Raw genomic sequence first — 26,995 nt, 5'->3', positions numbered from 1 at the left:
TCATGGCTGGTATTCGTACTCTTTCTTATGACGCCATCATTGTCGGTGGCGGCGGTGCAGGTATGCGCGCTTCGCTGCAACTTGCCCAAGGTGGTCACAAGACCGCAGTAGTAACTAAAGTTTTCCCAACTCGCTCACATACCGTATCGGCGCAAGGTGGTATCACCTGTGCAATTGCTTCGGATGATCCAAACGACGATTGGCGCTGGCACATGTACGATACTGTCAAAGGTTCCGACTATATCGGTGACCAAGATGCTATCGAGTATATGTGTTCTGTAGGCCCTGAAGCAGTATATGAGCTAGAGCATATGGGTTTACCTTTCTCACGTACTGAGAAGGGCCGTATTTATCAGCGTCCATTCGGTGGCCAGTCCAAAGACTTCGGTCGCGGTGGTCAAGCCGCACGTACCTGTGCCGCTGCTGACCGTACCGGACATGCGCTGTTACACACGCTTTATCAAGGTAACCTGCGTGCAGGAACTGAGTTCCTTAACGAGTGGTACGCAGTTGATTTAGTGAAAAACCAAGATAACGCGGTAGTGGGTATCATTGCGATCTGCATTGAAACCGGTGAGACCGTATTTATCCGCGCTAAAGCTGTGGTATTAGCTACGGGTGGTGCGGGTCGTATCTACTCTTCAACCACTAACGCCTTAATCAACACCGGAGACGGTGTGGGTATGTCGCTGCGCGCTGGTTATGCGATGCAAGACATGGAAATGTGGCAGTTCCACCCAACCGGTATTGCTGGCGCAGGTGTGTTAGTAACTGAAGGGTGCCGTGGTGAAGGTGGTTACCTGATCAACAAACACGGTGAGCGTTTCATGGAGCGCTACGCGCCCAATGCTAAAGACTTAGCTGGCCGTGACGTTGTTGCACGCTCAATGGTTAAAGAAATTTTGGCCGGTAACGGCTGTGGCCCGAATGGTGACCACGTATTACTGAAGCTGGATCACTTAGGTGAAGCTACTTTACACAGTAAGTTGCCAGGTATTTGTGAGCTGTCAAAAACTTTTGCTCACGTTGACCCTGTTTACGCGCCAATTCCGGTAGTACCAACCTGTCACTATATGATGGGCGGTATTGCGACCAATATTCACGGTCAAGCCATCCAGCAAGATGCCAACGGTAATGATCAAATTATTGAAGGCTTGTTTGGTGTGGGTGAGGTGACTTCAGTATCGGTTCACGGTGCGAACCGCTTAGGCGGTAACTCCTTGCTCGACTTAGTAGTGTTTGGTCGTGCAGCGGGGCTCTACTTAGAGAACGCCTTACGTGAGGGCGTTGAAGCACGCTCTGCTAGTCAGTCAGATGTTGAGCAGTCACTTGAGCGTTTAGCTAAGCTCAATGAACGCACTACGGGTGAAGAGGTTGCACCTTTACGTCGTGAGTTGCAAAACTGCATGCAGAACTACTTTGGTGTGTTCCGTACCGGCGAATACATGCAAAAAGGTATTCAAGAACTATCTGATCTGCGTGAGCGCATCGAAAACGTTAAAATTAACGATAAGAGTGGCGCATTCAACACTGCACGTATTGAAGCTCTTGAGCTGCAAAACTTATTTGAAGTGGCTGAAGCGACTGCAATTTCTGCAGAAGCACGTAAAGAATCGCGCGGTGCCCACGCTCGTGAAGACTACGAAGAGCGTGATGATGAGAACTGGTTATGCCATACCATGTACTTCCCGCAAGAGAAGCGTGTGGGTAAGCGTGCAGTAAACTTCTCACCAAAAACCGTTCCAGCCTTTGAGCCTAAAACTCGTACTTATTAAGGGTAATCGATATGTCGCTGCCCAAGACATTAAAAGTTAGCGTTTATCGCTATAATCCGGAGCAAGATAAAGCCCCGGCCATGCAAACGTTCGATGTAACGATTGATGGGAAAGATATGATGGTGCTAGATGTTTTAGCGCTAATCAAAGAACAAGACGAAGGCTTTGCTTATCGTCGTTCGTGCCGTGAGGGCGTATGTGGCTCTGATGGAATGAACATGGCGGGTAAAAACGGCCTCGCTTGTATCACACCTTTGTCATCCGTGGTAAAGGGCGATGAGTTAGTCATTCGTCCATTACCGGGTTTGCCAATTATTCGTGACCTCGTAGTAGATATGAGCATTTTCTACCAGCAGTATGAGAAAGTGCAGCCATTCCTACAGAACAACACACCTGCGCCTAGTATTGAGCGCTTACAGACACCTGAGCAACGTGAAAAGCTCGATGGTCTGTATGAGTGCATCTTATGTGCGTGCTGTTCAACGAGCTGTCCATCATTCTGGTGGAACCCTGATAAGTTCTTAGGCCCTGCAGCCTTGCTGCAAGCCTATCGTTTCTTAGCAGATAGCCGCGATACGCAAACCCAAGAGCGTTTAGCACGTTTAGATGATCCCTTTAGTGTGTTCCGTTGCCATAACATTATGAACTGCGTGAACGTATGCCCTAAAGGATTGAACCCAACGCGTGCGATTGGCCATATCCGCAACATGTTGTTGCAGAGCGGAACTTGATCCAAAAAAATAAACCCTGCTAAATACGCTGATATACCTGTATTAGCAGGGATAATGAAAGCAGTGCTTATCCAGCACTGCTTTTACGAACATGACGACCAGCAGGAGCCTCTGGGTAAAGACTCAGACTATCTGCGGGATTCGTAGTGGCTTTATCGAAGTCGCTGCAATTGACTTCTATAGTCACTAGTTTCCTTACCGGTAGAGGCTCCTTATCCAAGGGTGACCTAGCATGCAAGAAAGCGTAATGCAGCGCATGTGGAGTAGCGCACATCTATCCGGTGGGAACGCTACCTATGTGGAAGAGCTATACGAACTCTACCTGCACGATCCAAACTCTGTGCCGGAAGAGTGGCGCACTTATTTTGATAAGCTGCCTGCCACAACAGGTGGTAGCACAGATGTCTCGCACTCAACAGTGCGTGATCAGTTTATCTTATTGGCTAAAAATCAACATCGCGCTCAGCCTGTTTCTGGTGCGGCAGTTAGTTCTGCCCATGAGAAAAAGCAAGTAGAGGTGTTGCGTTTAATTCAAGCCTATCGTATGCGCGGCCATCAGGCTGCTAAGCTCGATCCGTTAAATATTTGGGTGCGTCCAATGCAGCCCGATTTAACGGTTAGCCACTATGGCTTAACTGATGCCGATCTAGATAGCACGTTCCAAACTGGTGATTTAAACATTGGCAAGGAAACTGCCACTTTACGTGAAATTCAAGAAGCACTTTATAAAACTTACTGCGGTACCATTGGCGCAGAATTTACCCATATTGTAGATTCTGAACAGCGTCGCTGGTTTCAGCAGCGTTTAGAAAGTGTTCGTAGCCGTCCAACTTTTAGTCCAGAAGCTAAAGAGCACTTACTTGAGCGTTTAACTGCGGCTGAAGGTTTAGAGAAATATTTAGGCACTAAATACCCAGGTACTAAACGTTTTGGTCTTGAGGGTGGCGAAAGTTTAATCCCATTAATTGATGAGATTATTCAGCGTTCTGGCTCGTACGGCGCTAAAGAAATCATGATCGGAATGGCCCACCGTGGTCGTTTAAACGTGTTAGTGAACACCTACGGGAAAAACCCACGGGATCTGTTTGATGAGTTTGATGGTAAGCGAGTAGAAGGCTTAAGCTCGGGTGACGTTAAATATCACCAAGGTTTCTCATCCAACGTAATGACACCAGGTGGTGAAGTACACTTAGCGCTTGCGTTTAACCCATCACACTTAGAAATTGTTTCGCCAGTAGTTGAAGGTTCGGTGCGTGCTCGTCAAGATCGTCGCAATGATCCATTGGGCGATAAAGTGGTGCCGATTACGATTCACGGTGACTCTGCATTTGCTGGTCAGGGTGTGGTGATGGAAACTTTCCAGATGTCACAAACACGCGCCTATAAAACTGGCGGCACGATCCGTATCGTGATTAACAACCAAGTGGGCTTTACTACCAGTAATCCAGAAGATACCCGTTCAACCGAGTATGCAACGGATGTTGCAAAAATGGTTGAAGCACCGATTCTGCACGTTAATGGTGATGATCCAGAAGCGGTGTTATTTGTGACCCAGCTCGCAGTTGATTACCGCATGCAGTTTAAGCGTGACATTGTGATCGACTTGGTTTGCTATCGTCGCCGTGGTCACAACGAGGCGGATGAGCCAAGCGGTACTCAGCCATTGATGTACCAAAAAATCACTAAGCAGCCAACTACTCGCGAGCTCTATGCTCAGCAATTAGTAGCTGAAGGTGTGCAAACTGAGGCTCAGGTGGAAACCTACATTAACGAGTACCGTGATGCATTAGATAACGGTTTACACGTCGTTAAGAGCTTAGTGAAAGAGCCGAATAAAGAGCTATTTGTAGACTGGCGCCCCTACTTAGGGCATGCCTGGACGGCGCGTCACGATACCAGCTTTGACCTGAAAACCTTGCAGGATCTAGCATTAAAGATGCAAGAAGTGCCTGAAGGGTTTGTGGTGCAGCGTCAAGTATCCCGTATCTTAGAAGACCGTCGTAAAATGGCGCAGGGAGCACTGCCTTTAAACTGGGGCTTTGCTGAAACTGTTGCCTACGCCACCTTATTGTTTGAAGGTCATCCGGTACGTATGACCGGACAAGATGTAGGCCGTGGGACCTTCTCACACCGCCATGCGAACTTGCATAACCAAAAAGATGGTGAAACCTATACTCCACTGAAAAACCTGTTTAAAGATCAGCCACGTTTTGATCTGTATGACTCGTTTTTATCAGAAGAGGCAGTGCTGGCTTTTGAGTACGGCTATGCCAGTACCATGCCTAATGCCTTAGTGGTGTGGGAAGCGCAGTTTGGTGACTTTGCCAACGGTGCGCAGGTGGTGATTGACCAGTTTATTACCAGTGCTGAAACCAAGTGGGGCCGTCTATCAGGGCTCACTATGCTGTTACCTCATGGTTATGAAGGTCAAGGTCCTGAGCACTCATCGGCACGTCTAGAGCGCTTCTTACAGCTATGTGCTGAGCACAATATTCAGGTGTGTGTACCTACTACGCCAGCTCAGGTGTATCACATGTTACGCCGTCAAGTGATTCGCCCACTGCGTAAGCCGTTAATTGCCTTAACGCCAAAATCGTTGCTGCGTCATAAATTAGCCACTTCAACCTTAGAAGATTTAGCCAATGGTTCTTTCCAAACCGTGATCGGTGAGATTGATCAGCTAGAAGCAGATAAGGTTGAGCGGGTGGTGATCTGTAGCGGTAAGGTGTACTACGACTTACTCGAAAAACGCCGCGAAGAAGGGCGCAATGACATTGCTATTATTCGTATTGAGCAGCTTTACCCATTCCCTGAGGATGATTTGCTGCAAGAAATGAATAAATACCCGAACTTAAAACAGTTTGTGTGGTGTCAAGAAGAGCCGATGAACCAAGGTGCTTGGTATTGCAGCCAACATCACATGCGTAATGTAGCCCGTGCCTATGGCCAAGGATTGGATCTGGCCTATGCCGGTCGTGATGCTTCTGCTTCGCCAGCTTGTGGTTACCCATCACAGCATGCTGAAGAGCAGCAAGCCCTATTAGAAGCAGCATTTAACGTAACTATTTAACGTAAGTGGCTGTCACAGGACAGCCGCTTTTACGTATTTGAATTGAGTAGGAATTTGATTATGGCGATTGAAATTAAAGCCCCCGCATTTCCAGAGTCGGTAGCCGATGGCACGGTAGCAACTTGGCACAAACAACCCGGTGATGCTGTTAAGCGTGACGAACTGATTGTTGATATTGAAACTGACAAAGTAGTGATGGAAGTTTTAGCTGAAGCGGATGGCGTTTTAGTTGAAATTGTTAAAAACGAAGGCGACACCGTATTAAGCAATGAAAAGCTCGGTGTATTAGACGAAAACGCTACGGCGGCAGCTCCTGCTGCTGCAGCAAGCGCACCGGCTGAAACGGCAGCGCCAGCGGCTAGCCAAGAAGCCATTTTGTCGCCAGCAGCACGTAAAATTGCTGCAGAAAATGCGTTAGATCCAGCTTCTATTGCTGGTACGGGCAAAGATGGTCGAGTAACCAAAGAAGACGCAGTGAGTGCCGCAGCGGCGAAGCCAGCGGCAGCACCAGCAGCGGCGACTAGCGTACCAGCAGCGATGGTGGCACAAGGTGATCGCGTTGAAAAACGTGTACCTATGACGCGTCTGCGGGCGAAAGTTGCGGAGCGTTTAGTTGAGGCACAATCAAGCATGGCGATGTTAACCACCTTTAACGAGGTGAACATGAAGCCAATTATGGATCTGCGTAATAAGTACAAAGATCTGTTTGAGAAAACCCATAATGGTACGCGTTTAGGCTTTATGTCGTTCTTTGTTAAGGCGGCAACCGAAGCACTCAAGCGTCAGCCTGGAGTTAACGCCTCGATCGATGGTAAAGACATCGTTTACCACGGTTACCAAGATATTGGGGTTGCGGTATCAAGCGATCGCGGTTTAGTGGTTCCGGTATTACGTAATGCCGAGTTTATGAGCCTTGCTGAAATTGAAAGCACCATCCGCGAGTACGGCTTAAAAGCCCGTGATGGCAAGCTGACTATCGAAGAAATGACGGGGGGTACATTCACCATTTCTAACGGTGGTGTGTTTGGTTCGCTACTGTCAACGCCGATTGTTAACCCACCGCAGACTGCGATCTTAGGCATGCACAAGATCCAAGAGCGCCCAATGGCGGTAGACGGTGAAGTGGTTATTTTACCAATGATGTATTTAGCGCTGTCTTATGACCACCGCTTAATCGATGGTAAAGAAGCCGTGACATTCTTAGTCACAATGAAAGACCTGTTAGAAGATCCAGCGCGTTTATTACTGGATATCTAAACTTTGAAACGCAGCTAGCTTGCTAGCTGCGTTGTTCTTTTGCTTACACTTAACAGGTAAGAACATGTCAGATAAATTTGATGTAATCGTAATTGGTGGCGGCCCTGGTGGTTATGTGGCTGCGATTAAAGCTGCGCAACTGGGTTTAAAAACCGCTTGCGTAGAAAAATATATTGGCCGTGATGGCAAGATGGCATTAGGTGGCACCTGCTTAAACGTAGGCTGCATTCCTTCGAAAGCACTGTTAGATAGTTCATGGAAATACCATGAGGCGCAGTCGAGCTTTAATGTGCATGGGATTGCGGTTGAAGGTTTAAAAATGGATGTTCCCGCGATGATTGGTCGCAAGGACACCATTGTTAAAAATTTAACCGGCGGTATTGCTGCGTTATTTAAAGCTAATGGTGTAACTGCCATCGCCGGACACGGTAAGTTACTGGCCAATAAGCAAGTGCAAGTCACCGCAGAAGATGGCTCAAGCACTGTGTATCAAGCCGATAACGTGATTATTGCCGCAGGTTCTAAGCCAATTGATATTCCACCGGCACCGGTTGATCAAGAGGTGATTGTTGACTCAACAGGCGCTTTGGATTTCCAAGCTGTACCTGAGCGCTTAGGTGTGATTGGCGCTGGTGTGATTGGACTAGAGCTAGGCTCGGTCTGGGCACGCTTAGGAGCCAAAGTCACTGTGATTGAAGCACAAGAGAAATTCTTGCCTGCAGTAGACGAGCAAGTTGCCAAAGAAGCTCAAAAAGTCTTAACCAAACAAGGTTTAGAGATTCGTTTAGGTGCGCGCTTAACTGGCAGTCAAGTGGCTAATGGTGAAGTCACCGTTAACTTTACTGATGCCCAAGGCGAGCAGCAGCTGACCTTTGACAAGTTGATTGTCGCTGTAGGTCGTCGCCCAGTAACAGAAAATCTACTGGCTGAGGACAGCGAAGTTACCTTAGATGAGCGCGGCTTTATCTATGTAGACGAAACCTGTGCTACCAGCGTGCCCGGTGTATACGCCATTGGTGATGTGGTACGTGGCCCAATGTTGGCGCATAAGGCTTCGGAAGAAGGGATTATGGCCGCTGAGCGTATTGCTGGTCGTAAAGCGCAGATGAATTATGACTTAATCCCTAGCGTTATCTATACTCACCCAGAAATTGCTGGTGTGGGTAAGACCGAGCAGCAGCTTAAAGCAGAAGGGGTGGCGGTTAATGTGGGCGTATTCCCCTTTGCGGCCAGTGGTCGTGCGATGGCGGCCAATGACACCAGTGGTTTTGTCAAAATCATTGCCGATGCCAGTACGGATCGTGTACTAGGTGCCCATGTGATTGGTCCAAGTGCTGCTGAATTAGTGCAGCAAGCAGCAATTGCCATGGAGTTTGGTACCAGTGCCGAAGATTTAGGGTTAATGGTGTTCTCTCACCCAACCTTATCGGAAGCTTTACATGAAGCGGCTTTAGCAGTTAATGGCGAAGCGATCCACGTCGCTAATCGTAAAAAACGCTAGACGCATCAGCGTTCAGCAAAAACGGGCAGCTCACTGAGGTGCCCGTTTTTTTATGGAAAAAATAGCTGAATAAATTTGATATGCCGCAAAACCCAGGTAGCAATAAACGGTCACACTTGTTATCTATATTAGACCTTAGTAGCTTTTGTATAAGCTTTGCTAATAACTAGCTAAGGCAATTTCAGCCATCAGCAATAGGACGGTGTTAATGAATCTTCATGAGTATCAAGCCAAGCAACTATTTCGAGAGTTTGGCATTCCGGTCTCACGTGGGGTTGCTGTCGATACCCCAGAACAAGCAGCAGCGGCTTGCCATGAATTGGGTGGTGAGCGTTGGGTCATTAAAACCCAAGTGCATGCTGGTGGGCGAGGTAAAGCAGGTGGCGTGAAATTAGTTAGTAGCCCGCAAGATGCTGAAAGTTTTGCCAGTCAATGGTTAGGTAAACGCTTAGTGACCTATCAAACTGACTCTGAAGGGCAGCCCGTCAATAAAATGTTGGTTGAGCAGTGCAGTGATTTTAGTCGTGAACTGTATTTAGGGGCTGTGATTGATCGAGCCAAGCAGCGAATTGTCTTTATGGCCTCGACTGAAGGGGGCGTGGAAATTGAAAAAGTTGCTGCAGAGCAGCCGGATAAAATCTTAAAAGCAGAGATTGATCCATTGTTGGGTGCGCAGCCTTTTCAAGGGCGAGCGTTAGCCTATCAGTTAGGTTTAGTGGGTGATCAAGTTAAGCAGTTTACTCATTTATTTACTAAGTTAGCGGCCTTATTTGTACAGTACGATATGGATCTACTGGAGGTTAATCCGCTGGTGCTGAAAACTGATGGCAATCTGCTGTGTTTAGATGCCAAAGTGAGCATTGATAGTAACGCGCTGTATCGTCAAGCTAAAATGCGAGCCTTTCAAGATCCATCGCAAGAAGACCCACGGGAACAGCATGCTGCGCAGTATGAGTTAAATTACGTAGCCCTCACTGGTGATATTGGTTGCATGGTCAATGGCGCAGGGTTGGCCATGGGCACCATGGATATGATCAGTTTGCACGGTGGCTTTCCGGCAAACTTCTTAGATGTGGGCGGCGGTGCGACTAAGGAGCGAGTCAGTGAAGCGTTTAAAATTATTTTATCGGATCAGCAAGTAAAAGCAGTGCTAGTGAATATCTTCGGCGGTATTGTGCGCTGCGATATGATTGCTGAAGGGATTATTGGCGCGGTGCAAGAAGTGGGAGTTAAGGTGCCGGTGGTGGTGCGGCTAGAAGGTAATCATGCTGAGACGGGGCTTAAGGTATTAGCTGATAGCGGCTTAAATATTATTGCCGCCCAAGATTTATCCCAGGCAGCCGCATTAGCAGTAAAAGCCACTAAGGAGCAAGCATGAGCATTTTAATTGATCAACACACTAAGGTGATTTGTCAGGGCTTTACCGGCGCACAAGGCACTTTTCATTCTGAGCAAGCGATAGCTTATGGCACGCAAATGGTGGGTGGCGTCACGCCAGGTAAAGGCGGGACGATGCACTTAGGTTTACCGGTGTTTAACACGGTGGCCGAAGCCGTGGCAGCCACTGGAGCTACTGCTTCGGTGATCTATGTGCCGGCCGCATTTTGTAAGGACTCTATTTTAGAAGCTGCCTTTGCCGGAGTAGAGCTAATTGTTTGTATTACCGAAGGTATTCCAACGTTGGATATGCTGGAGGTTAAGCTTAAGTGCGATGAGTTAGGTGTACGCTTAATTGGTCCGAACTGTCCTGGGGTGATTACCCCAGGACAGTGTAAAATAGGCATTCAACCAGGCTCTATTCATTTGCCTGGTAAGGTTGGAATTGTTTCACGCTCTGGTACCTTAACCTATGAAGCGGTGAAGCAAACCACCGATGCCGGCTTTGGTCAGTCAACCTGTGTGGGGATTGGCGGTGACCCTATTCCGGGCAGTAGCTTTGTTGATATTTTGCGTTTATTTCAAGCTGATCCACAAACGGAAGCCATTGTGATGATTGGTGAAATTGGTGGCACCGCCGAAGAAGAGGCTGCGGCTTTTATTAAGGCGCATGTGACCAAGCCTGTGGTGTCTTATATTGCAGGTGTCACCGCGCCTGCAGGTAAACGTATGGGCCACGCCGGAGCCATTATTTCAGGAGGCAAAGGTACGGCTGAAGAGAAATTTGCCGCCCTTGAAGATGCCGGAGTAAAAACCGTACGATCTCTTGCGGGAATTGGCCAAGCCTTAGCAGAAGTTACGGGCTGGGAGCTGAAGAACGCATAAGTTTCAACCCCTGCTTTTGTTATAATTTAAAGCCACCTACCCGGTGGCTTTTTGGTGCCAAATACTCAGACCCCGAGTAATTTTGCCACCTGTCTACTTTGCGCTTACCCAGCGCCTTCTTGATCCATTGGTTAACTTGGGATGAGTTAATACTCCATGATCACTGCGGTGCTTAGGATGAGTGCACGGTACATTACAGCGGTTTCTACATGTCACGTTTAAACAAGGGTGAGTTATTGGCGTTGGGTTTTATGACCTTTGCGCTGTTTTTAGGTGCCGGAAATATTATTGTTCCTGCCGCAGTCGGAATTAACGCGGGCGATCAACTAGGGTTAGCTGCGCTTGGCTTTTTATTAACCGGGGTGGGGCTGCCGCTATTAACGGTGGTGGCGTTGGCACGAGTAGGTGGTGGTATGGCGCAGCTAACCGGTCCAATGGGTAAGGTAGCCGGCACCTTATTGGCAATTGCGGTGTATCTATCAATTGGCCCATTGTTTGCCACGCCACGTACAGCAGTGGTGTCATTTGAAATTGGAGTAGTACCCTTTAGCGGCAATAGCCCTTGGGCCTTGCTGATTTATTCCACGCTGTATTTTGCTTTAGTGACCTATCTGGTCTTAACCCCAGGCCAGGTATTAGATCAGGTGGGAAAAATAATTACCCCGATTTTATTGCTGGCGTTAGTGGTGTTAGGTGCTGCCGCAATTTTTGCTCCAGCAGGTCAGGTATTAGCGCCTGAAACGGCGTATCAAGCCAATCCCATTGTTAAAGGTTTTTTAGAAGGCTATCTGACTATGGATGCCTTGGGGGCGCTGGTTTTTGGGGTGGTGATTGCGACCGCGATTCGCAGTCAAGGAGTGACTGATCAGTACTTAGTTACCCGTTACTCAATCATTGCCGGCATCATTGCTGCAGTAGGTTTGAGTTTGGTGTATTTAGCGCTGATTTACTTAGGGGCGACCAGTCATGGCATTGCTCAGGTTACTGATAATGGCGGACAAATTTTAGCTGCTTATGTACAGCACACCTTTGGCCCTATTGGTAACTTGTTGCTAGCGATTGTAATTACTTTGGCTTGTTTAACCACTGCCACGGGTTTGTTGATTGCCTGCGGTGAGTATTTTAGTCGCTTAACAGGTTTTTCTTATAAAACAGTGGCTTTGGTTTTTATTGTGTTTAGCTGGGGAGTGGCGAACCAAGGTTTATCGCAGTTATTAAAATTTTCCGAGCCAGCGTTGGTTGGGTTGTATCCACTGGCGATTGTCTTGGTATTAATTAGTCTAGCCAATCGTTATTGGCGTTCAGAGTCACTGATTATGAGCAGTTGTCTTGGCTTAACCTTGGTGTTTGGTATTTGTGATGGGCTAAAGGTGGCCGGTTTAGGGCAGTGGGTACCAGAGGTAATGCAACAGTTGCCCTTCGCCGCGCAAGGCATGGGCTGGGTATTGCCGGTAGTGATTCTGCTATTTGTGTTGGTGGCCTCTGAGCGCTTACTAGGATCCCATAAGTCTGGTGCTGCCTTGTAATTTGGACCACTGAATAAACACTAACGAAAAAGCCCCTCAGTTGAGGGGCTTTTTGTTTAACTCTTGCGCGTAAGAGTTTTTACAGCGTGCTTAGTTATCACTCTCGGTAGTCGTTGAGCTTGGTTTAGCAGTTGGTGTTGTTGCTTTAGGCGCTGGTTTGCGTGCGGTACGTGTTGTACTACGGCTACGGGTTGTGCGCGGGGCTGCTTTAGCTGCCGGTTGACTGGCAGTGGTTTTACTACCGGTAGTAGCCGTATGGGTTGCCGTTGCAGCAGAGGCAGGCTTGGTTGCGGGTTGTTTTTCTGCAGTAGCAGGAGCTGGTGCAGTTGGCTTTGGAGCTTCTAGATTTTGGCCAAATAATAGATTGGGCTGATTGAGCACCTTATATAATTTGGCCCAGAGCTTACCAAACTCGCCATCGTCTTTTTGCCAGACAGGCTCTACTTCGCGGGCAATATTGAGGACTGTTTGGCGATTTTTTTCATCACCCAGTAGCTTCGGTAACGCATTTAGGCTTTCTTCGGGGTAAGCAAACACAATGAGGTTTTGCTGATGCATCGCGGCCTTAATGGTTTCGCGGTTGGGTAGCTCAGGGCTATCGGCAAGTAACTTACGATAGCTGCTTTCCAAATACTCTAAGCGCTCTTTATTGATCCGACCTTCTGCACGGGCAAATAACAGTAAAATACGCAAGGTGGCTTCTAAGGCGCCCCCTTGATCAATTTGCTGCTCGAGTTGCTCCATCAAAGATAAGCCTTTCTCTTCGCTCATTTGCTGCAGCGCCGCTTGGGTTGCACTGCGATCATCAAGGGCACCGAGTGCGCCATACAGGGCATGGAAAGCCATTTCTTGGGTTGAGTTAAGAACTTCTTGTACTGTCTCTAGTGAAGACTCAATCCAGGTGGAGTAAAAGTTTTGCCAAGCCAGTAATGGGTTATCTGGATTAACTGGACGACGCTGCTGTTTGGCCAGCTGCGCCATGCCGGGTAGCCAGCTCATCAGAGGATTTAAACTGCTGAAAAAAGTTTGCTCTAAGCGAAATGGATGCAGTTCGCGAATCAGCTGAGCGCTGGGTTCGTTAATTAGTTGGCGAATCACTGGGCGCAGGGTCCAGTCATATAGGTTACTGGTCATGCTTGAAACGCGTTCAACCTGGATGAATTCTTGCTCGTCATCGCATTTAACGCAGTCGGTTGGACGAAGATCGATAATGGAACGCGGTTCAAAGTGCACTTTATAGCTGAGTTCTTGAGTTTTTTGGTTTTCCACGTCATCAATAATCAGTTCAAACAAACCTGGCGGTAGTGCTTTAATTGATTCAATGGCCCCGATCATTTCCCGGTGCTCGCGGCGTGCCACCTTGCCGGAGACAAAAATGCCTAAGTGGCCAATGGTGTCGTGTTTTAAGTAAACAATGGTTTGCCCTGAAGCACGCAAAGCCAGATCATCGGGGTAGAGGTCAGCAATCCAATTGAGTGCCTGCTGTGGTGGGGTGATGTTATCGCCATAAGAACTAAAGACCACAATGGGGGCTTTAATTTGGCGTAAATCAACGAGGTTACCGCGTCCATCATTGAGTCCGGCTAGGCGATTGCCAATAAATAACTCGTCAACAATGGCTTCGATTTCTTCACCATTGAGTAGGCTAGGCGCTCCCCACCAGCGTTCAAAATCAAGAAAACGCGGAGGCTCAGTGTCGATTTGACTAAACAGGTTGTAATACTTGGTCCAATAGGTGTTAGCCAGATTTAAGTGAGCAAAGTTGCTGACTAACCAAGCGCCATCAAAACGGCCGTTGCCAAGATCACTGCCAAAGCGGGTCATCCAAGCGCCGCCTAAGAGACCACCACTGTAACGCATTGGGTTATTACTGCCATTCTCACCCGCCCAGTAGGACAGCGGGGCACCATTGATGATGACCACGCCAGGTAATTCTGGGCGGGTAGCGGCTAAGCCCATTAACGCCCAGCCAGCTTGGCAGTTGCCAATAAGTACTGGTTTATCGGCCTCAGGGTGCAGCTGCATGACTTGCTGAATAAATTGCACCTGAGCATTGGCGATATCGACTAAGGTTTGGCCTGGCGCTGGATTATGGCCAAACGAAATAAAGTAGGTAGGGTGGCCAGCTCTTAAGCTTTCGCCGATTTCAGAGTCTTTTTTAAAGCCGCCAATGCCTGCGCCATGGCCGCCACGGGGATCAATTACGATTACCGGTGGTAGGGTTGGATCAATTTTATCCTCAGAGCGTGGGGTAATCTTGAGTAGTGAGTAGTTCACCGGGCGGTTAAAGCTTAGGCCATCTAAAATAACTTCATAGTCAAATTTTAATAGCACTGGGTAGCCAGCTGCCGCATGGGCGAGGGTGTTATCGCCGCGCTGGCGCAGGGTATCAAGAAATAGAACCCAGCGCTGACTAAGATCGCCTAAATAGTTGCCCCAGTCATTTAGGGTGGGGATTTTTAGTGCGTGCTCTTTAAGCGGTTTAAGTAATTGCTGCTGACGCTGCTGTTGGGCGCTTAAAAAATGCTGAGTTTGGGTATTTGATAGCTGACTCAGGTGTTGGTTAACTGCTTTTGCAGTAGCAAAAGAGGCTTGTTGCTTTGCAATAAAATTAGAGTTTTGCATTGGTTTACCTGGAGTTGGATAAAGAAATTCATCGTTAAAGGCAGTGGCAATGCTGCGTTTACAAGCATTCTACAGGCTGTAGGGAAATATGAAAGTATTTTTTGTGCAGTGCAAAATAATAGTTGCATCTAATTTTTAGCTTGGTATCATGAGTGCAGTTTAAAAATTAACCCCCCAATGGGATGGAGAAGCGCCATGCAAAACTTTTTTGATAATGAAGCACTGAAAAAAGCACAAAACTCTAACTTAGAATTACTGCAGCAATTAAGCCAAACGATGCTGTCAAGCGTAGAACAGCTGACCCAGCTGCAATTAAAGGCCATGCGTGCAGCCACTGAAGATACCTTAACTAACGCACGTAAATTATTAGCTGTTACTGATGCGCAGTCATTGGTTGAGTTACAAACCAGCTTATTTAACCCGGCGACCCAAGCTGAGCGTTTAGCTGAATTAAACCGTCAAGCCTATGATGTGATTAACCAAGCACAAACTGAAATTAAGCAATTAGCCGGTAAGCAAGTCACAGAGGGCGTTAAAGCTGCTCAAGAAACGGTAGAAAGCCTTGCTAAGAATGCACCTGCTGGCAGCGAGCCTGTGGTTCAGGTGATGAAAACAGCCTTTGAAAATGCTAACACGCTGTTTGAAAATGCCCAGCAAGCAGCTCAGCAAGTAGCTGACTTTGCAGAAAGCAGCTTAGCCACTGCTACTCAAGCAGCTAACCAAGCCACGCAAAATGCGGCAAAAGCAGCAGCACCTGCTGCACCGAAAAAAAGCTAAGTTAAGCTAGTTATTAAAAAGCCCCCGCACGATGCTCGTGCGGGGGCTTTTTTTATTAAATCAGTGCGCTGATTAATTTTGCTCAATCACTTCTTGCGCCGCGCGAAAGGCTTCGCCAGCAGCAGGCACACCCGCATACACCGCGCAGTGTAAAATTGCTTCACGAATTTCTTCAACCGTACAGCCATTATTTAGCGCCCCACGCACATGACCTTTAAGTTCTTGCGAGGCTTTGAGTGCAGTCAAGGCAGCAATAGTAATTAAACTACGCTCTTTACGGCTGAGCCCTTCACGCTCCCAGACTGAGCCCCAGGCATGTTGGTTAATAAAGTCTTGCAGGGGTTGAGTAAACTCAGTGGCGTTGTTCATAGCACGATCAACAAAGGCATCGCCCATAACTTCACGGCGGACGGTGTTAGCTGCAACGGGGGACTGACTCATGAAACACTCCTTAATTAGCGGCTGCTTGTTTGGTTTGCTCAAGGGCTGTTAAGCAGCGCTCTTCAGCGGTATCAAGTTCAAGCTGCATTTGTTTAATATCTAGAATTTGTTGCTCAAGCTGTAAACGGCGCTCGTTAATCATACTGAGCATAATATTTAACTGTTTTTGATTGCCGGCTTGGGGATCATACAGCTCAATTAGGGTTTTGCATTCAGCCAGGGAAAAGCCAATCCGTTTGCCACGCAAAATCAATTTTAAGGCCACCCGATCTTTCGGGCTGTAAACCCGTTCTTGTCCGCGACGGGCAGGATTAAGCATGCCTTGCTCTTCATAAAAGCGAATGGCACGGGTGGTGATATCTAATTCGCTGGCTAGCTCCGAAATGCTAAAGGTACGTGGTTTTTGACTCATACAAATTTCCTTAGGCGGTCTTGCCTAGCGTATGGCTATCCGTTCAGCTCATGGCTAGCCATACGTTAGGCAAAAAAACGCGGAAACTAGGTTCCGCGTAAAAAGGGGTAAGACGTAATGCAATGGTAAGGCTTTAGCGCAGGATTTCACAGCCAGTGGCGGTTTGGAGCTGTTCAAAGCTAACGCCATCGGCTAACTCGACTAGTTTTAGCCCTTCAGGGGTCACATCTAAAACGCCCAGGTCCGTGATAATCCGGTCAACCACTGCCACTCCGGTTAACGGTAGATCGCACACTTTTAAAATTTTCTGATCGCCATTGCGTGCGGTGTGCTCCATCAGCACCACCACGCGCTTAACACCAGCGACCAAGTCCATCGCGCCGCCCATGCCTTTGACCATTTTGCCGGGAATCATCCAGTTGGCGAGGTCACCTTGTTCCGAGACCTGCATCGCGCCCAGAATCGAGAGGTTAATATGACCGCCGCGAATCATGCCAAAGCTGGTGGCGCTATCAAAGAAACTACCACCAGGCAGTGCAGTAATGGTTTGTTTACCGGCATTGATAAGATCAGGATCAATGGTGTCTTCGGTAGGGAAAGGCCCAATCCCGAGGAGACCATTTTCACTTTGCAGCCAAACGTTCATGCCATCTGGAATGTAGTTAGCTACTAGGGTAGGTAAGCCAATGCCGAGATTCACGTAGAAACCATCTTGCAACTCTTGGGCGGCACGTTGTGCCATTTGTTCACGTGTCCAAGCCATGATTAGCTCCTTACCGTACGTTGTTCAATGCGTTTTTCTGGGGTGGCGTTTAATACAATGCGCTGCACATAAACACCAGGTAAATGGATTTGGTCAGCATCTAATTCGCCAATTTCAACAATTTCTTCCACTTCAACAATGCATAACTTAGAGGCCATAGCTGCCAGTGGGTTAAAGTTGCGGGCGGTTTTATTAAACATTAGGTTGCCGGACTTATCGGCTTTCCAGGCTTTGACTAAGCCCACATCCGCTACTAATGAGCGCTCCATGACATACCACTCGCCATCAAACTCGCGAGTTTCTTTACCTTCAGCCACTAAGGTGCCGTAACCGGTTTTCGTAAAGAACGCTGGAATACCCGCACCTCCGGCGCGCAATTTTTCTGCCAGTGTGCCTTGAGGAGTGAACTCGAGCTCGAGCTCGCCTGCTAAAAACTGGCGCTCGAACTCTTTGTTTTCACCAACATAGGAAGAGATCATTTTTTTGATTTGACGGGTTTCCAGTAACTTACCCAAACCAAAACCATCTACGCCCGCGTTGTTACTAATCGCGGTGAGCTCTTTTTTACCCGTATCGCGTAGCGCATCAATTAACGCTTCGGGAATTCCACATAAACCAAAGCCACCTACGGCTAAGGTCATACCGTCTTCAATTACGCCCGCCAAGGCTTCGGCGGCAGATGCATATACTTTGTTCATTGTGACCTCAAGAATTATTGTGCCTTTGGTTGCCAAGCCCGTGCGACCCGCGAACCGGTTTCACGACCTAACACCTGACTAATTTGTAAGCCGGCGGCGATAACTTTATCTAGCTCCACACCGGTATTAATACCTAAGCCATTGAGCATATAGAGTACATCTTCAGTGGCCACGTTGCCGCTTGCACCTTTGGCGTATGGGCAGCCGCCTAAGCCAGCCACTGAGCTATCAAATACGGCAATACCTTCGTACAAGCTGGCATAAATATTGGCCAGCGCTTGGCCATAGGTGTCATGGAAATGACCGGCTAATGCTGAGCGCGGAATATCTTTAGCCACCGCATTAAACAGCGCCGCTGCTTTATGGGGTGTGCCTACGCCAATGGTGTCACCTAAAGAAATTTCATAGCAGCCCATTTGATACAGTGCATTGGCTACTGAGACCACTTCGTTTGGGGCAATCTCTCCCTCATAGGGGCAGCCGAGCACACAAGAAACATAGCCGCGGACTCGAACGCCGTGTTGCTTAGCGGCTTCCATTACCGGCTCAAAGCGTTTGAGGCTGTCACTGATAGAGCAGTTAATATTCTTTTGCGAAAATGACTCGGAAGCCGCGGCAAACACCGCTACTTCGCGCACGCCTGCTGCCATTGCGGCCTCAAACCCTTGCATATTGGGTGTGAGTGCCGCATAGGTTACGCGGTCGGTGCTTTGGATTTGTGCAAACACATCGGCGCTACCGGCCATTTGTGGCACCCATTTGGGTGACACAAAGCTGCCCGCTTCAATATAGGCTAAGCCACTGTCACTTAGGGCATCAATTAGCGCCACCTTATCGGCGACGCTAATTGGTTGCTTCTCGTTTTGTAGGCCATCCCGTGGACCGACTTCAACTAAACGAACATGCGAGGGGAAACTCATTACTCACCTCCGTCTAACTCGACGAGTACCATGCCATCGGTGACCATATCGCCTTCGGCACAGAAGATATTTTGTACCGTGCCAGCATGCGGGGCACGAATACTGTGCTCCATCTTCATGGCTTCTAGTACCACTAAGGTGGCACCTTCTTCTACCGCTTGGCCCGGCTCAACTAAGACCCGCACAATACTGCCGTTCATCGGTGCCGTGAGGCCACCTTGTTGCTGAGAGCCAGCAGCTGCTTGGGCAATAAAGTCGACTTCAGTGATGGCGTGCAGTTCACCACGCCACTCTAAATAGAGCGTGTGGTTAACGCGTAGTGCTGGGAAACGCTGGCGAATACCTGCTTGCTCAAGCACCAGCTGATCGCCAGTGATGGAGGCATTGGCTAGCTCGGCATCAGTGACCACGACCTTTTGCTGTTGTTCACCAGTTTGCAGGTTAAGTACATAACGCTGAGGTTGCGCGCTGCGCCAGCCCGAAGCAGTTGCCCAAGGCGAGGTAGGGTCATCGTGACGTACGCGGTCTGCTTGCGTGAGTGCCCAAGCTTTACCCGCTAACTGCCAGAACTCGTTTGGTAGCTCGCTTGGAGTAATAAATAAGTCTTGTTCGTGACGCGGGATAAAGTCGGTATCCAGCTCAGCTGCGGCAAACGCTGGGTGCGCCAGAATACGACTGAGGAACGCAAGGTTAGTACGCACTCCAGAAATACGGGTTTCAGCCAGCATCGACAGTAAACGTTGACGTGCTTCTTCACGGTTCTCGCCCCAAGCAATCAGCTTGCCAATCATTGGGTCATAGAAGGGTGAAATGCTGTCACCTTCTTCGATACCACTATCCACACGGCGACCTTCACCAGCGGCCGGCTCACGGTAGAGATTTAAGGTACCGGTTGCAGGTAAGAAATCATTGTCTGGATCTTCAGCATAGAGACGCACTTCAATGGCATGACCATTTAATGGAATTTGCGCTTGGGTCAGCGGCAGTGCTTCACCGCGGGCGATACGAATCTGCCAAGCAACTAAATCTTGCCCAGTGATCAGTTCGGTAATCGGGTGCTCAACCTGGAGGCGGGTGTTCATCTCCATAAAGAAGAATTCACCACGGGCATCCAATAGGAACTCAACGGTACCGGCACCCACGTAACCAATGGCTTGTGCTGCTTTGACTGCCGCCTCACCCATAGCTTGGCGTAGTTCTGGGGTTAAGCCTGGAGCTGGCGCTTCCTCTACCACTTTTTGGTGGCGGCGTTGAATCGAGCAGTCACGCTCATTGAGGTACACGCAGTTGCCGTGCATATCGGCAAAAATTTGAATTTCTACGTGGCGTGGCTTGAGCACATATTTCTCGACCAGCATTTTGGGATCGCCAAAAGCTGATTTAGCTTCACGTTGAGCGGATTCTAGTGCTTCTTTGAGCTCAGATTCTTTCTCAACCACCTTCATGCCTTTACCGCCACCGCCAGCGGTTGCTTTTAATAGCACTGGGTAGCCGATACGCTCAGAAGCCGCGCGGAAGGTTTCGTAGTCTTGCTCATCACCATGGAAGCCTGGAACCAAAGGCACGCCGGCTTCTTCCATAAGGCTTTTCGCCGCAGATTTGCTGCCCATGGCGATAATCGCGCTGGCAGGTGGGCCAAGAAAAATCAGGCCGGCATCTTCAATCGCTTGGGCAAAGTCGCTGTTCTCAGCTAAGAAGCCATAGCCTGGGTGAATCGCTTGAGCGCCAGTGGCTTTTGCCGCTTCAATGATTTTGTCAATTAATAAGTAGCTGTCGGCAGGTTTAGCGCCGCCTAGGTTGTAGCGAATATCAGCCATGCGCGCATGACGGGCATCACGGTCAATTTCACTGTGAACCGCCACGGTTTTTAACCCTTGGGCATTAGCGGTTTTCATGATGCGGCAAGCAATCTCACCGCGGTTGGCAATTAATAAAGTATCAATGTGACGGTTCATTAGCGTGTCTCCTGCCAAGAAGGTGAGCGTTTATCAAAGAAGGAATTTAAGCCTTCTTGCCCTTCAGGGCTGACGCGTAAAGCTGCAATGGTTTGTTCGGTTTTAGCACGGGTTGCGGCATCAATTTTGCCTTCAGCGACTTCGATCAATAGCTGTTTGGTGGCGGCCATCGCCTGGGGGCTATTTTGGCGTAGATTATCGAGCCATTGGTTTAGCGCTTGCTCTAACTCAGCGGCTGGGTAGCTTTCTGCTAGCAAGCCAAGTTTTGCAGCTTGGCTGCCACTAAAGCGCTCAGCGGTTAGGGCATAGCGGCGCGCGGCACGCTGGCCGAGGGCTTTCACTACAAAGGGGCTAATCACTGCCGGCGCTAGACCAATGCGTACTTCCGAGAGGCAAATCACTGCATCCTCGGCGCCAATTGCCATATCACAGCAGGCAATTAAGCCAACCGCGCCACCAAAGGCAGCGCCTTGCACCACTGCCAAGGTTGGCTGGGGCAGGTGATAGAGCTGATGCATCAGCTCGCCGAGTTCGTGGGAGTCAGCAAGGTTAGCCTCATAGTCCAACTGGGCGGAGGCTTTCATCCAGCCTAAATCCGCGCCTGCGGAGAAGTGCTTACCACGGCCACGCAACACCATTAAGCGAATGCTTGGGTCTTGCTTGATTTCAGCCAGTGCAGCAATCAGTTCACTGATGACTCCGGCGTTGAAAGCATTATTTTTTTCTGGACGATTTAGCCATAGGGTCGCAATCCCATGCTCACCGCGTTCTAATTGTATTTCTTGATAAGCCATGACTGCTGCTCCTTACATGCGGAAGACGCCGAACTTGGTCGGCTCAATCGGTGCATTGAGGGTGGCGGATAAGGCTAGGCCTAACACTTCACGGGTTTGTGCGGGATCAATCACACCGTCATCCCATAAGCGGGCGCTAGAGTAGTAAGGGTGACCTTGACGCTCGTACTGCTCTAAAATCGGTTGTTTAATGGCTGCTTCTTCTTCAGCCGATAACGTACCGCCGGCACGCTCGGTTTGCTCGCGCTTAACCTGAGCCAATACCCCAGCGGCTTGCTCGCCACCCATTACGCCAATGCGTGCATTGGGCCACATCCATAAAAAGCGTGGGTCGTAGGCGCGACCACACATACCATAGTTACCGGCACCAAAGCTGCCACCCACTAATACGGTGAACTTAGGTACTTGGGCGCAAGCAACCGCAGTGACTAATTTAGCGCCGTGTTTAGCAATTCCGCCTTCTTCGTATTTTTTACCGACCATAAAGCCAGTGATGTTTTGTAAGAAGATCAGGGGGATACCGCGCTGACAGGCTAACTCAATAAAGTGTGCACCTTTTTGTGCCGCTTCAGCGAATAAGATGCCGTTGTTGGCAAGAATCGCTACCGGATAACCATGTAAGTGAGCAAAGCCGCAGACCAAGGTGGTGCCAAATAAGGCTTTAAACTCGTCGAATTCGCTGCCATCAACTAGACGAGCAATGATTTCGCGCACATCAAAAGGCTGTTTAGCATCTGCTGGAATTACGCCATACAGCTCTTGGGCATCATACAGCGGCGCTTGGACGGCGCGGGTTTGAATCTCACCGAGTTTTTTCCAGTTAAGATTAGAAATACAGCGCCGCGCCAAGGCTAAGGCATGGTGATCATCTTCAGCATAGTGGTCTGCCACGCCTGAAATACGGCAGTGAGTATCAGCGCCGCCCAATTCTTCAGCGGTTACTACTTCACCGGTTGCAGCTTTCACTAATGGCGGGCCAGCTAAGAAAATAGTCGCTTGGTTGCGCACCATAATGGTTTCATCGGCCATGGCCGGAACATAGGCACCACCTGCGGTACAAGAGCCCATCACCACGGCAATCTGTGGAATACCTTGGGCGCTCATATTGGCTTGGTTAAAGAAAATTCGACCAAAGTGCTCGCGGTCAGGGAACACTTCGTCTTGGTTGGGCAGGTTAGCGCCGCCTGAGTCCACTAAGTAAATGCATGGCAGACGGTTTTGCTGAGCAATGGTTTGCGCGCGAATATGTTTTTTAACGGTTAGCGGATAATAAGTACCGCCTTTTACCGTGGCATCGTTGGCAATAATCATGCACTCAACGCCTTCTACGCGACCAATACCGGCCACTACGCCAGCGGCAGCAATATTATCTTCATAGACTTCGTAAGCAGCGAGAGGCGAAACCTCTAAAAAAGCCGAGCCTGGATCGAGTAGGGCATTGATTCGATCGCGCACTAATAGTTTGCCGCGGGACTCATGGCGTTGTTGAGCGGCTTGACCACCACCTTGACTGACGGTGTTTAACAAGGCGCGAAGATCATCGACTTGCTCTTGCATCGCTTGTGCATTGGCAGCAAATTCAGGAGAGCGGGTATTAATTTTAGTGTGCAGGGTGGCCATTGGTTGGTCCTCTACTGTTATTGTTGTAGCTACCCTTAGCCGCAGCAGTGGCGGCTAAGGGGCGTAGTTAGAGACGTATTATTTGGTTTCGCGGAATAACTCGCGACCGATTAACATGCGACGAATTTCGCTGGTGCCAGCGCCAATTTCATAGAGTTTGGCGTCACGTAATAGGCGACCTGTTGGGAATTCGTTGATGTAACCGTTACCGCCGAGAATTTGAATCGCTTCGAGAGCCATCTTGGTGGCTGTTTCAGCGGTATACAGAATCACCCCGGCTGCGTCTTTACGGGTAGTTTCACCACGGTCACAGGCTTGCGCCACCGCATATAAGTACGCGCGGCTAGCATTCATTTGCGAGTACATATCGGCAATTTTGCCCTGGATAAACTGGAACTCACCGATGCTTTGACCAAATTGCTTACGGTCGTGGATATAAGGCACCACCACGTCCATACAGGCTTGCATAATGCCGATAGGGCCGCCAGCCAGTACTACGCGCTCATAATCGAGGCCGCTCATCAGAACTTTGACGCCGCCATTGATTTCGCCCAGTACGTTTTCAACCGGCACTTCAACGTCATCAAAGAACAGCTCACAGGTATTGGAGCCACGCATGCCGAGTTTGTCGAACTTATTGCCACGGCTAAAGCCTTTCCAGTCACGCTCAACAATGAACGCAGTAATGCCGTGTGGACCTTTGTCGAGTTCGGTTTTCGCGTAGATCACATAGGTATTAGCATCTGGGCCGTTGGTGATCCAGGTTTTGCTACCGTTTAATACGAAGTGATCACCTTTACGTTCAGCGCGTAAACGCATCGATACCACGTCAGAGCCGGCGTTTGGCTCACTCATTGCCAACGCACCAACGTGCTCACCGGAGATTAATTTGGGTAAGTACTTGAGCTTTTGCTCGTGGGTACCATTACGGTTAATTTGGTTAACGCAAAGGTTCGAGTGCGCTCCGTAGGATAAACCCACTGAGGCTGAGCCGCGGCTGATTTCTTCAATCGCGATGACGTGCTCTAAGTAGCCCATTTCAGCGCCGCCGTACTGTTCAGGTACGGTAATACCTAGCAGCCCCATATCACCAAATTTGCGCCACATATCGGCTGGAAATAGGTTTTCTTGATCAATGGCTTCAGCGCGTGGCGCTACTTCAGTTTGTACAAAGCCACGCACCTGATCGCGCAGCATGTCGGCGGTTTCACCAAGAGCAAAATTTAGGCTGGTATATGTCATGTGTAAGTACCCTTGAGCTGATTTTGTAGTTGTTGTTAGAGGCGTAGTGCCTAGTTTCAAAATTTTTGTGTGTGTTATATCAACGTCGTAGAAGGGCTTTGTAGGTGTTTACATCGTCTTCGGTTGCGTTGTATGTTGTTGCCATGGATATGACCTTTACGTTAACGTAAACCAACCTTGGATTAGCTGTCAACACTTTAAAGCGCAGCTAATACTAAGAGAGCAACCTCAATAACAAACATAAAACAGAGGGATTCTTTCATGAGTCTTCCGAGCTATACCTGCGGACCGCAGGACAAACCATTACTAGCAATGACCATTGGTGAAGCCTTCGACCAAACGGTAGCAAGATTCCCGGAGCGTGAAGCCCTAGTCGCACGTGAACAAGATGTGCGCATGACCTGGACTGAACTGTCGGAGCTAGTTAATAAGTCAGCCCGTGCCTTACTTGCGTTAAATATTAAACCGGGTGATCGGGTCGGTATCTGGTCGCCTAACTGCGTGCAATGGTTAGTTACCCAGTTTGCTACGGCTAAAGTCGGAGCTATTTTAGTCAACATCAACCCAGCCTATCGCACCAGTGAGCTGGAATATGCCTTGAAGCAGTCGGGCTGTGCTTGGTTAATCAGTGCGGCGTCCTTTAAGTCATCGGACTACCACGCAATGATTAGCGATCTATTGCCAGAATTAGCGCCAGCCGCGCCGGGCAAGCTAGAAAGTCCGCGTTTACCACAGTTACGTGGTGTGATTAGTTTAAGTGATCATCCCGCCCCTGGCATGATTGCTTGGCAAACCGTGTTATCTAGCGCGCGTACGGTGACTGATGAGCAGCTAGCAGAAGTCAGCAGCAAGCTACAGTTTGATGAGCCAATTAATATTCAGTACACCTCAGGCACTACTGGATTCCCTAAAGGTGCGACCCTCAGCCATTACAATATTTTAAATAATGGGTATATGGTGGGTGAAAGCTTAGGTCTGACTGAACATGACCGGATGGTGATTCCAGTTCCGCTCTATCACTGCTTTGGAATGGTAATGGGCAACCTAGGGGCGCTGACCCATGGCAGTACCATTATTTATCCAAGCGCTGCATTTGATCCAGTGACTACGCTGCGTACGGTGGCAGAAGAAAAAGCTACGGTTCTATATGGCGTGCCGACCATGTTTATTGCGATGCTCGACAGTGAAGAGCGTCCAAGCCTTGATCTAACAAGCTTGCGTACGGGGATTATGGCCGGTTCGATTTGCCCGATTGAAGTGATGAAGCGCGTGATTTCAGAAATGAACATGAAAGAAGTGCAGATTGCTTACGGTATGACAGAAACCAGTCCCGTATCCACCCAAACGGCGAAAGACGATGATCTAGAGCGCCGTACTACGACTGTAGGTCGCACTCAGCCTAACCTTGAAACCAAAATCGTTAACGAAGAGGGGCAAATTGTACCCCGTGGCGAAATTGGTGAGTTATGCACTCGCGGCTATAGCGTCATGTTGGGTTATTGGAATAACCCCGATGCGACTAAAGAAGCGATTGATGAAGCGCGTTGGATGCACACCGGTGACTTAGCCACTATGGATGATGAGGGCTATGTGAAAATCGTTGGGCGTAATAAAGACATGATTATTCGTGGTGGTGAAAACATTTACCCGCGCGAAATTGAAGAGTTTTTATATACCCATGAGTGTGTGGCCGATGTGCAAGTGGTTGGCGTACCGTGCAAAAAGTTCGGAGAAGAAATTGTGGCTTGGGTCCAGTTGCACCCAGGTGATACGGTGACTGAAGACGAATTAAAAGAGTACTGCAAAGGTAAAATTGCACACTTTAAGGTGCCACGTTACATCAAGTTTGTTGATGAGTTCCCCATGACCATCAGCGGTAAGATCCAAAAGTTCAGAATGCGTGAAATTAGCATGGAAGAACTCGGCATCGAAGCGCCTTAAGCGAATCACTTAAGACGTTAACCAAGACGCCACAATCTAAGGAGGCGTTAACGCCTCCTTAACTTTTCAACCCTGCACAATAAAAATAAAAGGGTGATTGATGAGTGTAATTAGCCGTTTTCCTGTTCCCGAAACCCTCGCCGAGCTTCCCGATGACTTGCAGCAGCGCATTTTGGCGGTGCAAGAAAAAGCCGGATTTATTCCTAATGTGTTCTTAATGTTGGCTCATCGTCCCGCTGAGTTTCGAGCGTTTTTTGCGTACCACGATGCTTTGATGGAGCGTCAGTCAGAGACGTTAAGTTTGGCTGAGCGTGAAATGATTGTGGTTGCCATGAGTGCACAGCATGAGTGCTTATATTGCGTTGTAGCCCATGGCGCCTTACTGAGAATTTATGCCAAAGATCCACTGATTGCTGATCAGGTAGCGATTAATTTTCGCACTGCACCTATTACTAAAAGACAACGGCTGATGTTGGATTTCGCCTACCATTTAGCCATTGAGTGTGGTGTACTCACGGATGACTGGTTAGTCAGTCTGCAGGAGCAAAACTTTAGTATGGACGATATTTGGGATATTGGTGCAATAGCGTCATTTTTTGGGCTATCGAATCGGTTGGTGTCCATGGCTGGTACGCCACCTAATCCTGAGTTCTATCTAATGGGTAGGATGCCACGCAAGACCTAA

21 protein-coding genes are annotated in these 26,995 nt (G+C 48.8%); 11 read left to right on the top strand and 10 right to left on the bottom strand.

The window, feature by feature from the left end; all coding sequences use genetic code 11:
- Window positions 1-2: 2 nt before the first annotated feature.
- From sdhA to brnQ, 8 genes are all read left to right on the top strand, one after another.
- Window positions 3-1,775 carry a succinate dehydrogenase flavoprotein subunit gene (sdhA, locus tag AKN87_RS04730; protein ID WP_053102646.1) on the top strand — a complete coding sequence of 591 codons (1,773 nt, stop codon included), beginning with the start codon at window positions 3-5 and terminating at the stop codon, window positions 1,773-1,775.
- A gap of 11 nt (window positions 1,776-1,786) precedes the next feature.
- A complete protein-coding gene (locus AKN87_RS04725) occupies window positions 1,787-2,506 on the top strand; it encodes a succinate dehydrogenase iron-sulfur subunit (protein WP_053102645.1) in 720 nt (239 codons plus the stop codon).
- A 232-nt stretch (window positions 2,507-2,738) separates the two neighbouring features.
- On the top strand, window positions 2,739-5,576 hold the full coding sequence (locus AKN87_RS04720; protein ID WP_053099902.1) for a 2-oxoglutarate dehydrogenase E1 component: 2,838 nt from the start codon (window positions 2,739-2,741) through the stop codon (window positions 5,574-5,576).
- Window positions 5,577-5,636: 60 nt separating this feature from the next.
- On the top strand, window positions 5,637-6,833 hold the full coding sequence (gene odhB, locus AKN87_RS04715; RefSeq protein ID WP_053102644.1) for a 2-oxoglutarate dehydrogenase complex dihydrolipoyllysine-residue succinyltransferase: 1,197 nt from the start codon (window positions 5,637-5,639) through the stop codon (window positions 6,831-6,833).
- A gap of 64 nt (window positions 6,834-6,897) precedes the next feature.
- A complete protein-coding gene (gene lpdA, locus AKN87_RS04710; RefSeq protein ID WP_053099897.1) occupies window positions 6,898-8,334 on the top strand; it encodes a dihydrolipoyl dehydrogenase in 1,437 nt (478 codons plus the stop codon).
- Window positions 8,335-8,542: 208 nt separating this feature from the next.
- The gene (gene sucC / locus AKN87_RS04705) at window positions 8,543-9,712 is read left to right on the top strand and encodes an ADP-forming succinate--CoA ligase subunit beta (protein WP_053102643.1); all 1,170 of its coding nucleotides are present in this window, start codon (window positions 8,543-8,545) and stop codon (window positions 9,710-9,712) included.
- Window positions 9,709-10,596 carry a succinate--CoA ligase subunit alpha gene (gene sucD / locus AKN87_RS04700; RefSeq protein ID WP_053099893.1) on the top strand — a complete coding sequence of 296 codons (888 nt, stop codon included), beginning with the start codon at window positions 9,709-9,711 and terminating at the stop codon, window positions 10,594-10,596. The genes sucC and sucD overlap by 4 nt, the downstream gene beginning before the upstream one ends.
- A gap of 209 nt (window positions 10,597-10,805) precedes the next feature.
- A complete protein-coding gene (gene brnQ, locus AKN87_RS04695; RefSeq protein WP_053102642.1) occupies window positions 10,806-12,122 on the top strand; it encodes a branched-chain amino acid transport system II carrier protein in 1,317 nt (438 codons plus the stop codon).
- Between the two features lie 90 nt (window positions 12,123-12,212).
- On the opposite strand, the gene AKN87_RS04690 is transcribed toward brnQ, so the two are convergent.
- Window positions 12,213-14,747: a DUF3141 domain-containing protein gene (locus AKN87_RS04690; RefSeq protein ID WP_080995504.1), complete on the bottom strand. Its 2,535-nt coding sequence runs from the start codon at window positions 14,745-14,747 to the stop codon at window positions 12,213-12,215.
- 195 nt (window positions 14,748-14,942) lie between these two features.
- Here AKN87_RS04690 and phaP point away from each other — a divergent pair, with 195 nt between their 5' ends.
- On the top strand, window positions 14,943-15,524 hold the full coding sequence (phaP, locus tag AKN87_RS04685; protein ID WP_053102641.1) for a TIGR01841 family phasin: 582 nt from the start codon (window positions 14,943-14,945) through the stop codon (window positions 15,522-15,524).
- Window positions 15,525-15,596: 72 nt separating this feature from the next.
- Here the strand turns inward: phaP and AKN87_RS04680 are convergent, their stop codons facing one another.
- The 9 genes from AKN87_RS04680 to AKN87_RS04640 form a co-directional block, all read right to left on the bottom strand.
- A complete protein-coding gene (locus tag AKN87_RS04680; protein ID WP_053102640.1) occupies window positions 15,597-15,965 on the bottom strand; it encodes a carboxymuconolactone decarboxylase family protein in 369 nt (122 codons plus the stop codon).
- A gap of 10 nt (window positions 15,966-15,975) precedes the next feature.
- Window positions 15,976-16,377: a MerR family transcriptional regulator gene (locus tag AKN87_RS04675; RefSeq protein ID WP_053102639.1), complete on the bottom strand. Its 402-nt coding sequence runs from the start codon at window positions 16,375-16,377 to the stop codon at window positions 15,976-15,978.
- 133 nt (window positions 16,378-16,510) lie between these two features.
- Window positions 16,511-17,140, bottom strand: a complete 630-nt coding sequence (locus AKN87_RS04670) for a CoA transferase subunit B (protein WP_053102638.1) — start codon at window positions 17,138-17,140, stop codon at window positions 16,511-16,513.
- A 2-nt stretch (window positions 17,141-17,142) separates the two neighbouring features.
- Complete coding sequence (locus tag AKN87_RS04665) at window positions 17,143-17,838, bottom strand: CoA transferase subunit A (RefSeq protein ID WP_053102637.1); 696 nt, start codon at window positions 17,836-17,838, stop codon at window positions 17,143-17,145.
- Window positions 17,839-17,852: 14 nt separating this feature from the next.
- A complete protein-coding gene (locus AKN87_RS04660; RefSeq protein ID WP_053099878.1) occupies window positions 17,853-18,758 on the bottom strand; it encodes a hydroxymethylglutaryl-CoA lyase in 906 nt (301 codons plus the stop codon).
- Window positions 18,758-20,713: an acetyl/propionyl/methylcrotonyl-CoA carboxylase subunit alpha gene (locus tag AKN87_RS04655; RefSeq protein WP_053102636.1), complete on the bottom strand. Its 1,956-nt coding sequence runs from the start codon at window positions 20,711-20,713 to the stop codon at window positions 18,758-18,760. The genes AKN87_RS04660 and AKN87_RS04655 overlap by 1 nt, the downstream gene beginning before the upstream one ends.
- Window positions 20,713-21,507 carry a gamma-carboxygeranoyl-CoA hydratase gene (locus AKN87_RS04650; protein WP_053102635.1) on the bottom strand — a complete coding sequence of 265 codons (795 nt, stop codon included), beginning with the start codon at window positions 21,505-21,507 and terminating at the stop codon, window positions 20,713-20,715. The genes AKN87_RS04655 and AKN87_RS04650 overlap by 1 nt, the downstream gene beginning before the upstream one ends.
- 12 nt (window positions 21,508-21,519) lie before the next feature.
- Window positions 21,520-23,127 (bottom strand): carboxyl transferase domain-containing protein, encoded by a 1,608-nt coding sequence (locus AKN87_RS04645; RefSeq protein ID WP_053099873.1) that lies wholly within the window; start codon window positions 23,125-23,127, stop codon window positions 21,520-21,522.
- 78 nt (window positions 23,128-23,205) lie between these two features.
- Complete coding sequence (locus AKN87_RS04640; RefSeq protein ID WP_053102634.1) at window positions 23,206-24,369, bottom strand: isovaleryl-CoA dehydrogenase; 1,164 nt, start codon at window positions 24,367-24,369, stop codon at window positions 23,206-23,208.
- A gap of 261 nt (window positions 24,370-24,630) precedes the next feature.
- Here AKN87_RS04640 and AKN87_RS04635 point away from each other — a divergent pair, with 261 nt between their 5' ends.
- Together AKN87_RS04635 and AKN87_RS04630 are read left to right on the top strand one after the other, a co-directional pair.
- Window positions 24,631-26,310, top strand: a complete 1,680-nt coding sequence (locus tag AKN87_RS04635) for an AMP-binding protein (protein WP_053102633.1) — start codon at window positions 24,631-24,633, stop codon at window positions 26,308-26,310.
- Between the two features lie 100 nt (window positions 26,311-26,410).
- Window positions 26,411-26,995, top strand: coding sequence for a peroxidase-related enzyme (locus tag AKN87_RS04630; protein WP_053099868.1), 585 nt, complete (start codon window positions 26,411-26,413; stop codon window positions 26,993-26,995).

Origin of the sequence: Thiopseudomonas alkaliphila (assembly GCF_001267175.1) — a bacterium.
GTDB classification, from domain to species: domain Bacteria; phylum Pseudomonadota; class Gammaproteobacteria; order Pseudomonadales; family Pseudomonadaceae; genus Oblitimonas; species Oblitimonas alkaliphila.
The sequence above is the reverse complement of the archived record's forward strand: the minus strand, read 5'-3'. Positions and strand labels throughout refer to the sequence as shown.

Bases quoted from the DNA above. Each gene is read 5' to 3' on its own strand.
- sdhA (WP_053102646.1), top strand. From the start codon at position 3: ATGGCTGGTATTCGTACTCTTTCTTATGACGCCATCATTGTCGGTGGC.
- AKN87_RS04725 (WP_053102645.1), top strand. From the start codon at position 1,787: ATGTCGCTGCCCAAGACATTAAAAGTTAGCGTTTATCGCTATAATCCG.
- AKN87_RS04720 (WP_053099902.1), top strand. From the start codon at position 2,739: ATGCAAGAAAGCGTAATGCAGCGCATGTGGAGTAGCGCACATCTATCC.
- odhB (WP_053102644.1), top strand. From the start codon at position 5,637: ATGGCGATTGAAATTAAAGCCCCCGCATTTCCAGAGTCGGTAGCCGAT.
- lpdA (WP_053099897.1), top strand. From the start codon at position 6,898: ATGTCAGATAAATTTGATGTAATCGTAATTGGTGGCGGCCCTGGTGGT.
- sucC (WP_053102643.1), top strand. From the start codon at position 8,543: ATGAATCTTCATGAGTATCAAGCCAAGCAACTATTTCGAGAGTTTGGC.
- sucD (WP_053099893.1), top strand. From the start codon at position 9,709: ATGAGCATTTTAATTGATCAACACACTAAGGTGATTTGTCAGGGCTTT.
- brnQ (WP_053102642.1), top strand. From the start codon at position 10,806: ATGTCACGTTTAAACAAGGGTGAGTTATTGGCGTTGGGTTTTATGACC.
- AKN87_RS04690 (WP_080995504.1), bottom strand. From the start codon at position 14,747: ATGCAAAACTCTAATTTTATTGCAAAGCAACAAGCCTCTTTTGCTACT.
- phaP (WP_053102641.1), top strand. From the start codon at position 14,943: ATGCAAAACTTTTTTGATAATGAAGCACTGAAAAAAGCACAAAACTCT.
- AKN87_RS04680 (WP_053102640.1), bottom strand. From the start codon at position 15,965: ATGAGTCAGTCCCCCGTTGCAGCTAACACCGTCCGCCGTGAAGTTATG.
- AKN87_RS04675 (WP_053102639.1), bottom strand. From the start codon at position 16,377: ATGAGTCAAAAACCACGTACCTTTAGCATTTCGGAGCTAGCCAGCGAA.
- AKN87_RS04670 (WP_053102638.1), bottom strand. From the start codon at position 17,140: ATGGCTTGGACACGTGAACAAATGGCACAACGTGCCGCCCAAGAGTTG.
- AKN87_RS04665 (WP_053102637.1), bottom strand. From the start codon at position 17,838: ATGAACAAAGTATATGCATCTGCCGCCGAAGCCTTGGCGGGCGTAATT.
- AKN87_RS04660 (WP_053099878.1), bottom strand. From the start codon at position 18,758: ATGAGTTTCCCCTCGCATGTTCGTTTAGTTGAAGTCGGTCCACGGGAT.
- AKN87_RS04655 (WP_053102636.1), bottom strand. From the start codon at position 20,713: ATGAACCGTCACATTGATACTTTATTAATTGCCAACCGCGGTGAGATT.
- AKN87_RS04650 (WP_053102635.1), bottom strand. From the start codon at position 21,507: ATGGCTTATCAAGAAATACAATTAGAACGCGGTGAGCATGGGATTGCG.
- AKN87_RS04645 (WP_053099873.1), bottom strand. From the start codon at position 23,127: ATGGCCACCCTGCACACTAAAATTAATACCCGCTCTCCTGAATTTGCT.
- AKN87_RS04640 (WP_053102634.1), bottom strand. From the start codon at position 24,369: ATGACATATACCAGCCTAAATTTTGCTCTTGGTGAAACCGCCGACATG.
- AKN87_RS04635 (WP_053102633.1), top strand. From the start codon at position 24,631: ATGAGTCTTCCGAGCTATACCTGCGGACCGCAGGACAAACCATTACTA.
- AKN87_RS04630 (WP_053099868.1), top strand. From the start codon at position 26,411: ATGAGTGTAATTAGCCGTTTTCCTGTTCCCGAAACCCTCGCCGAGCTT.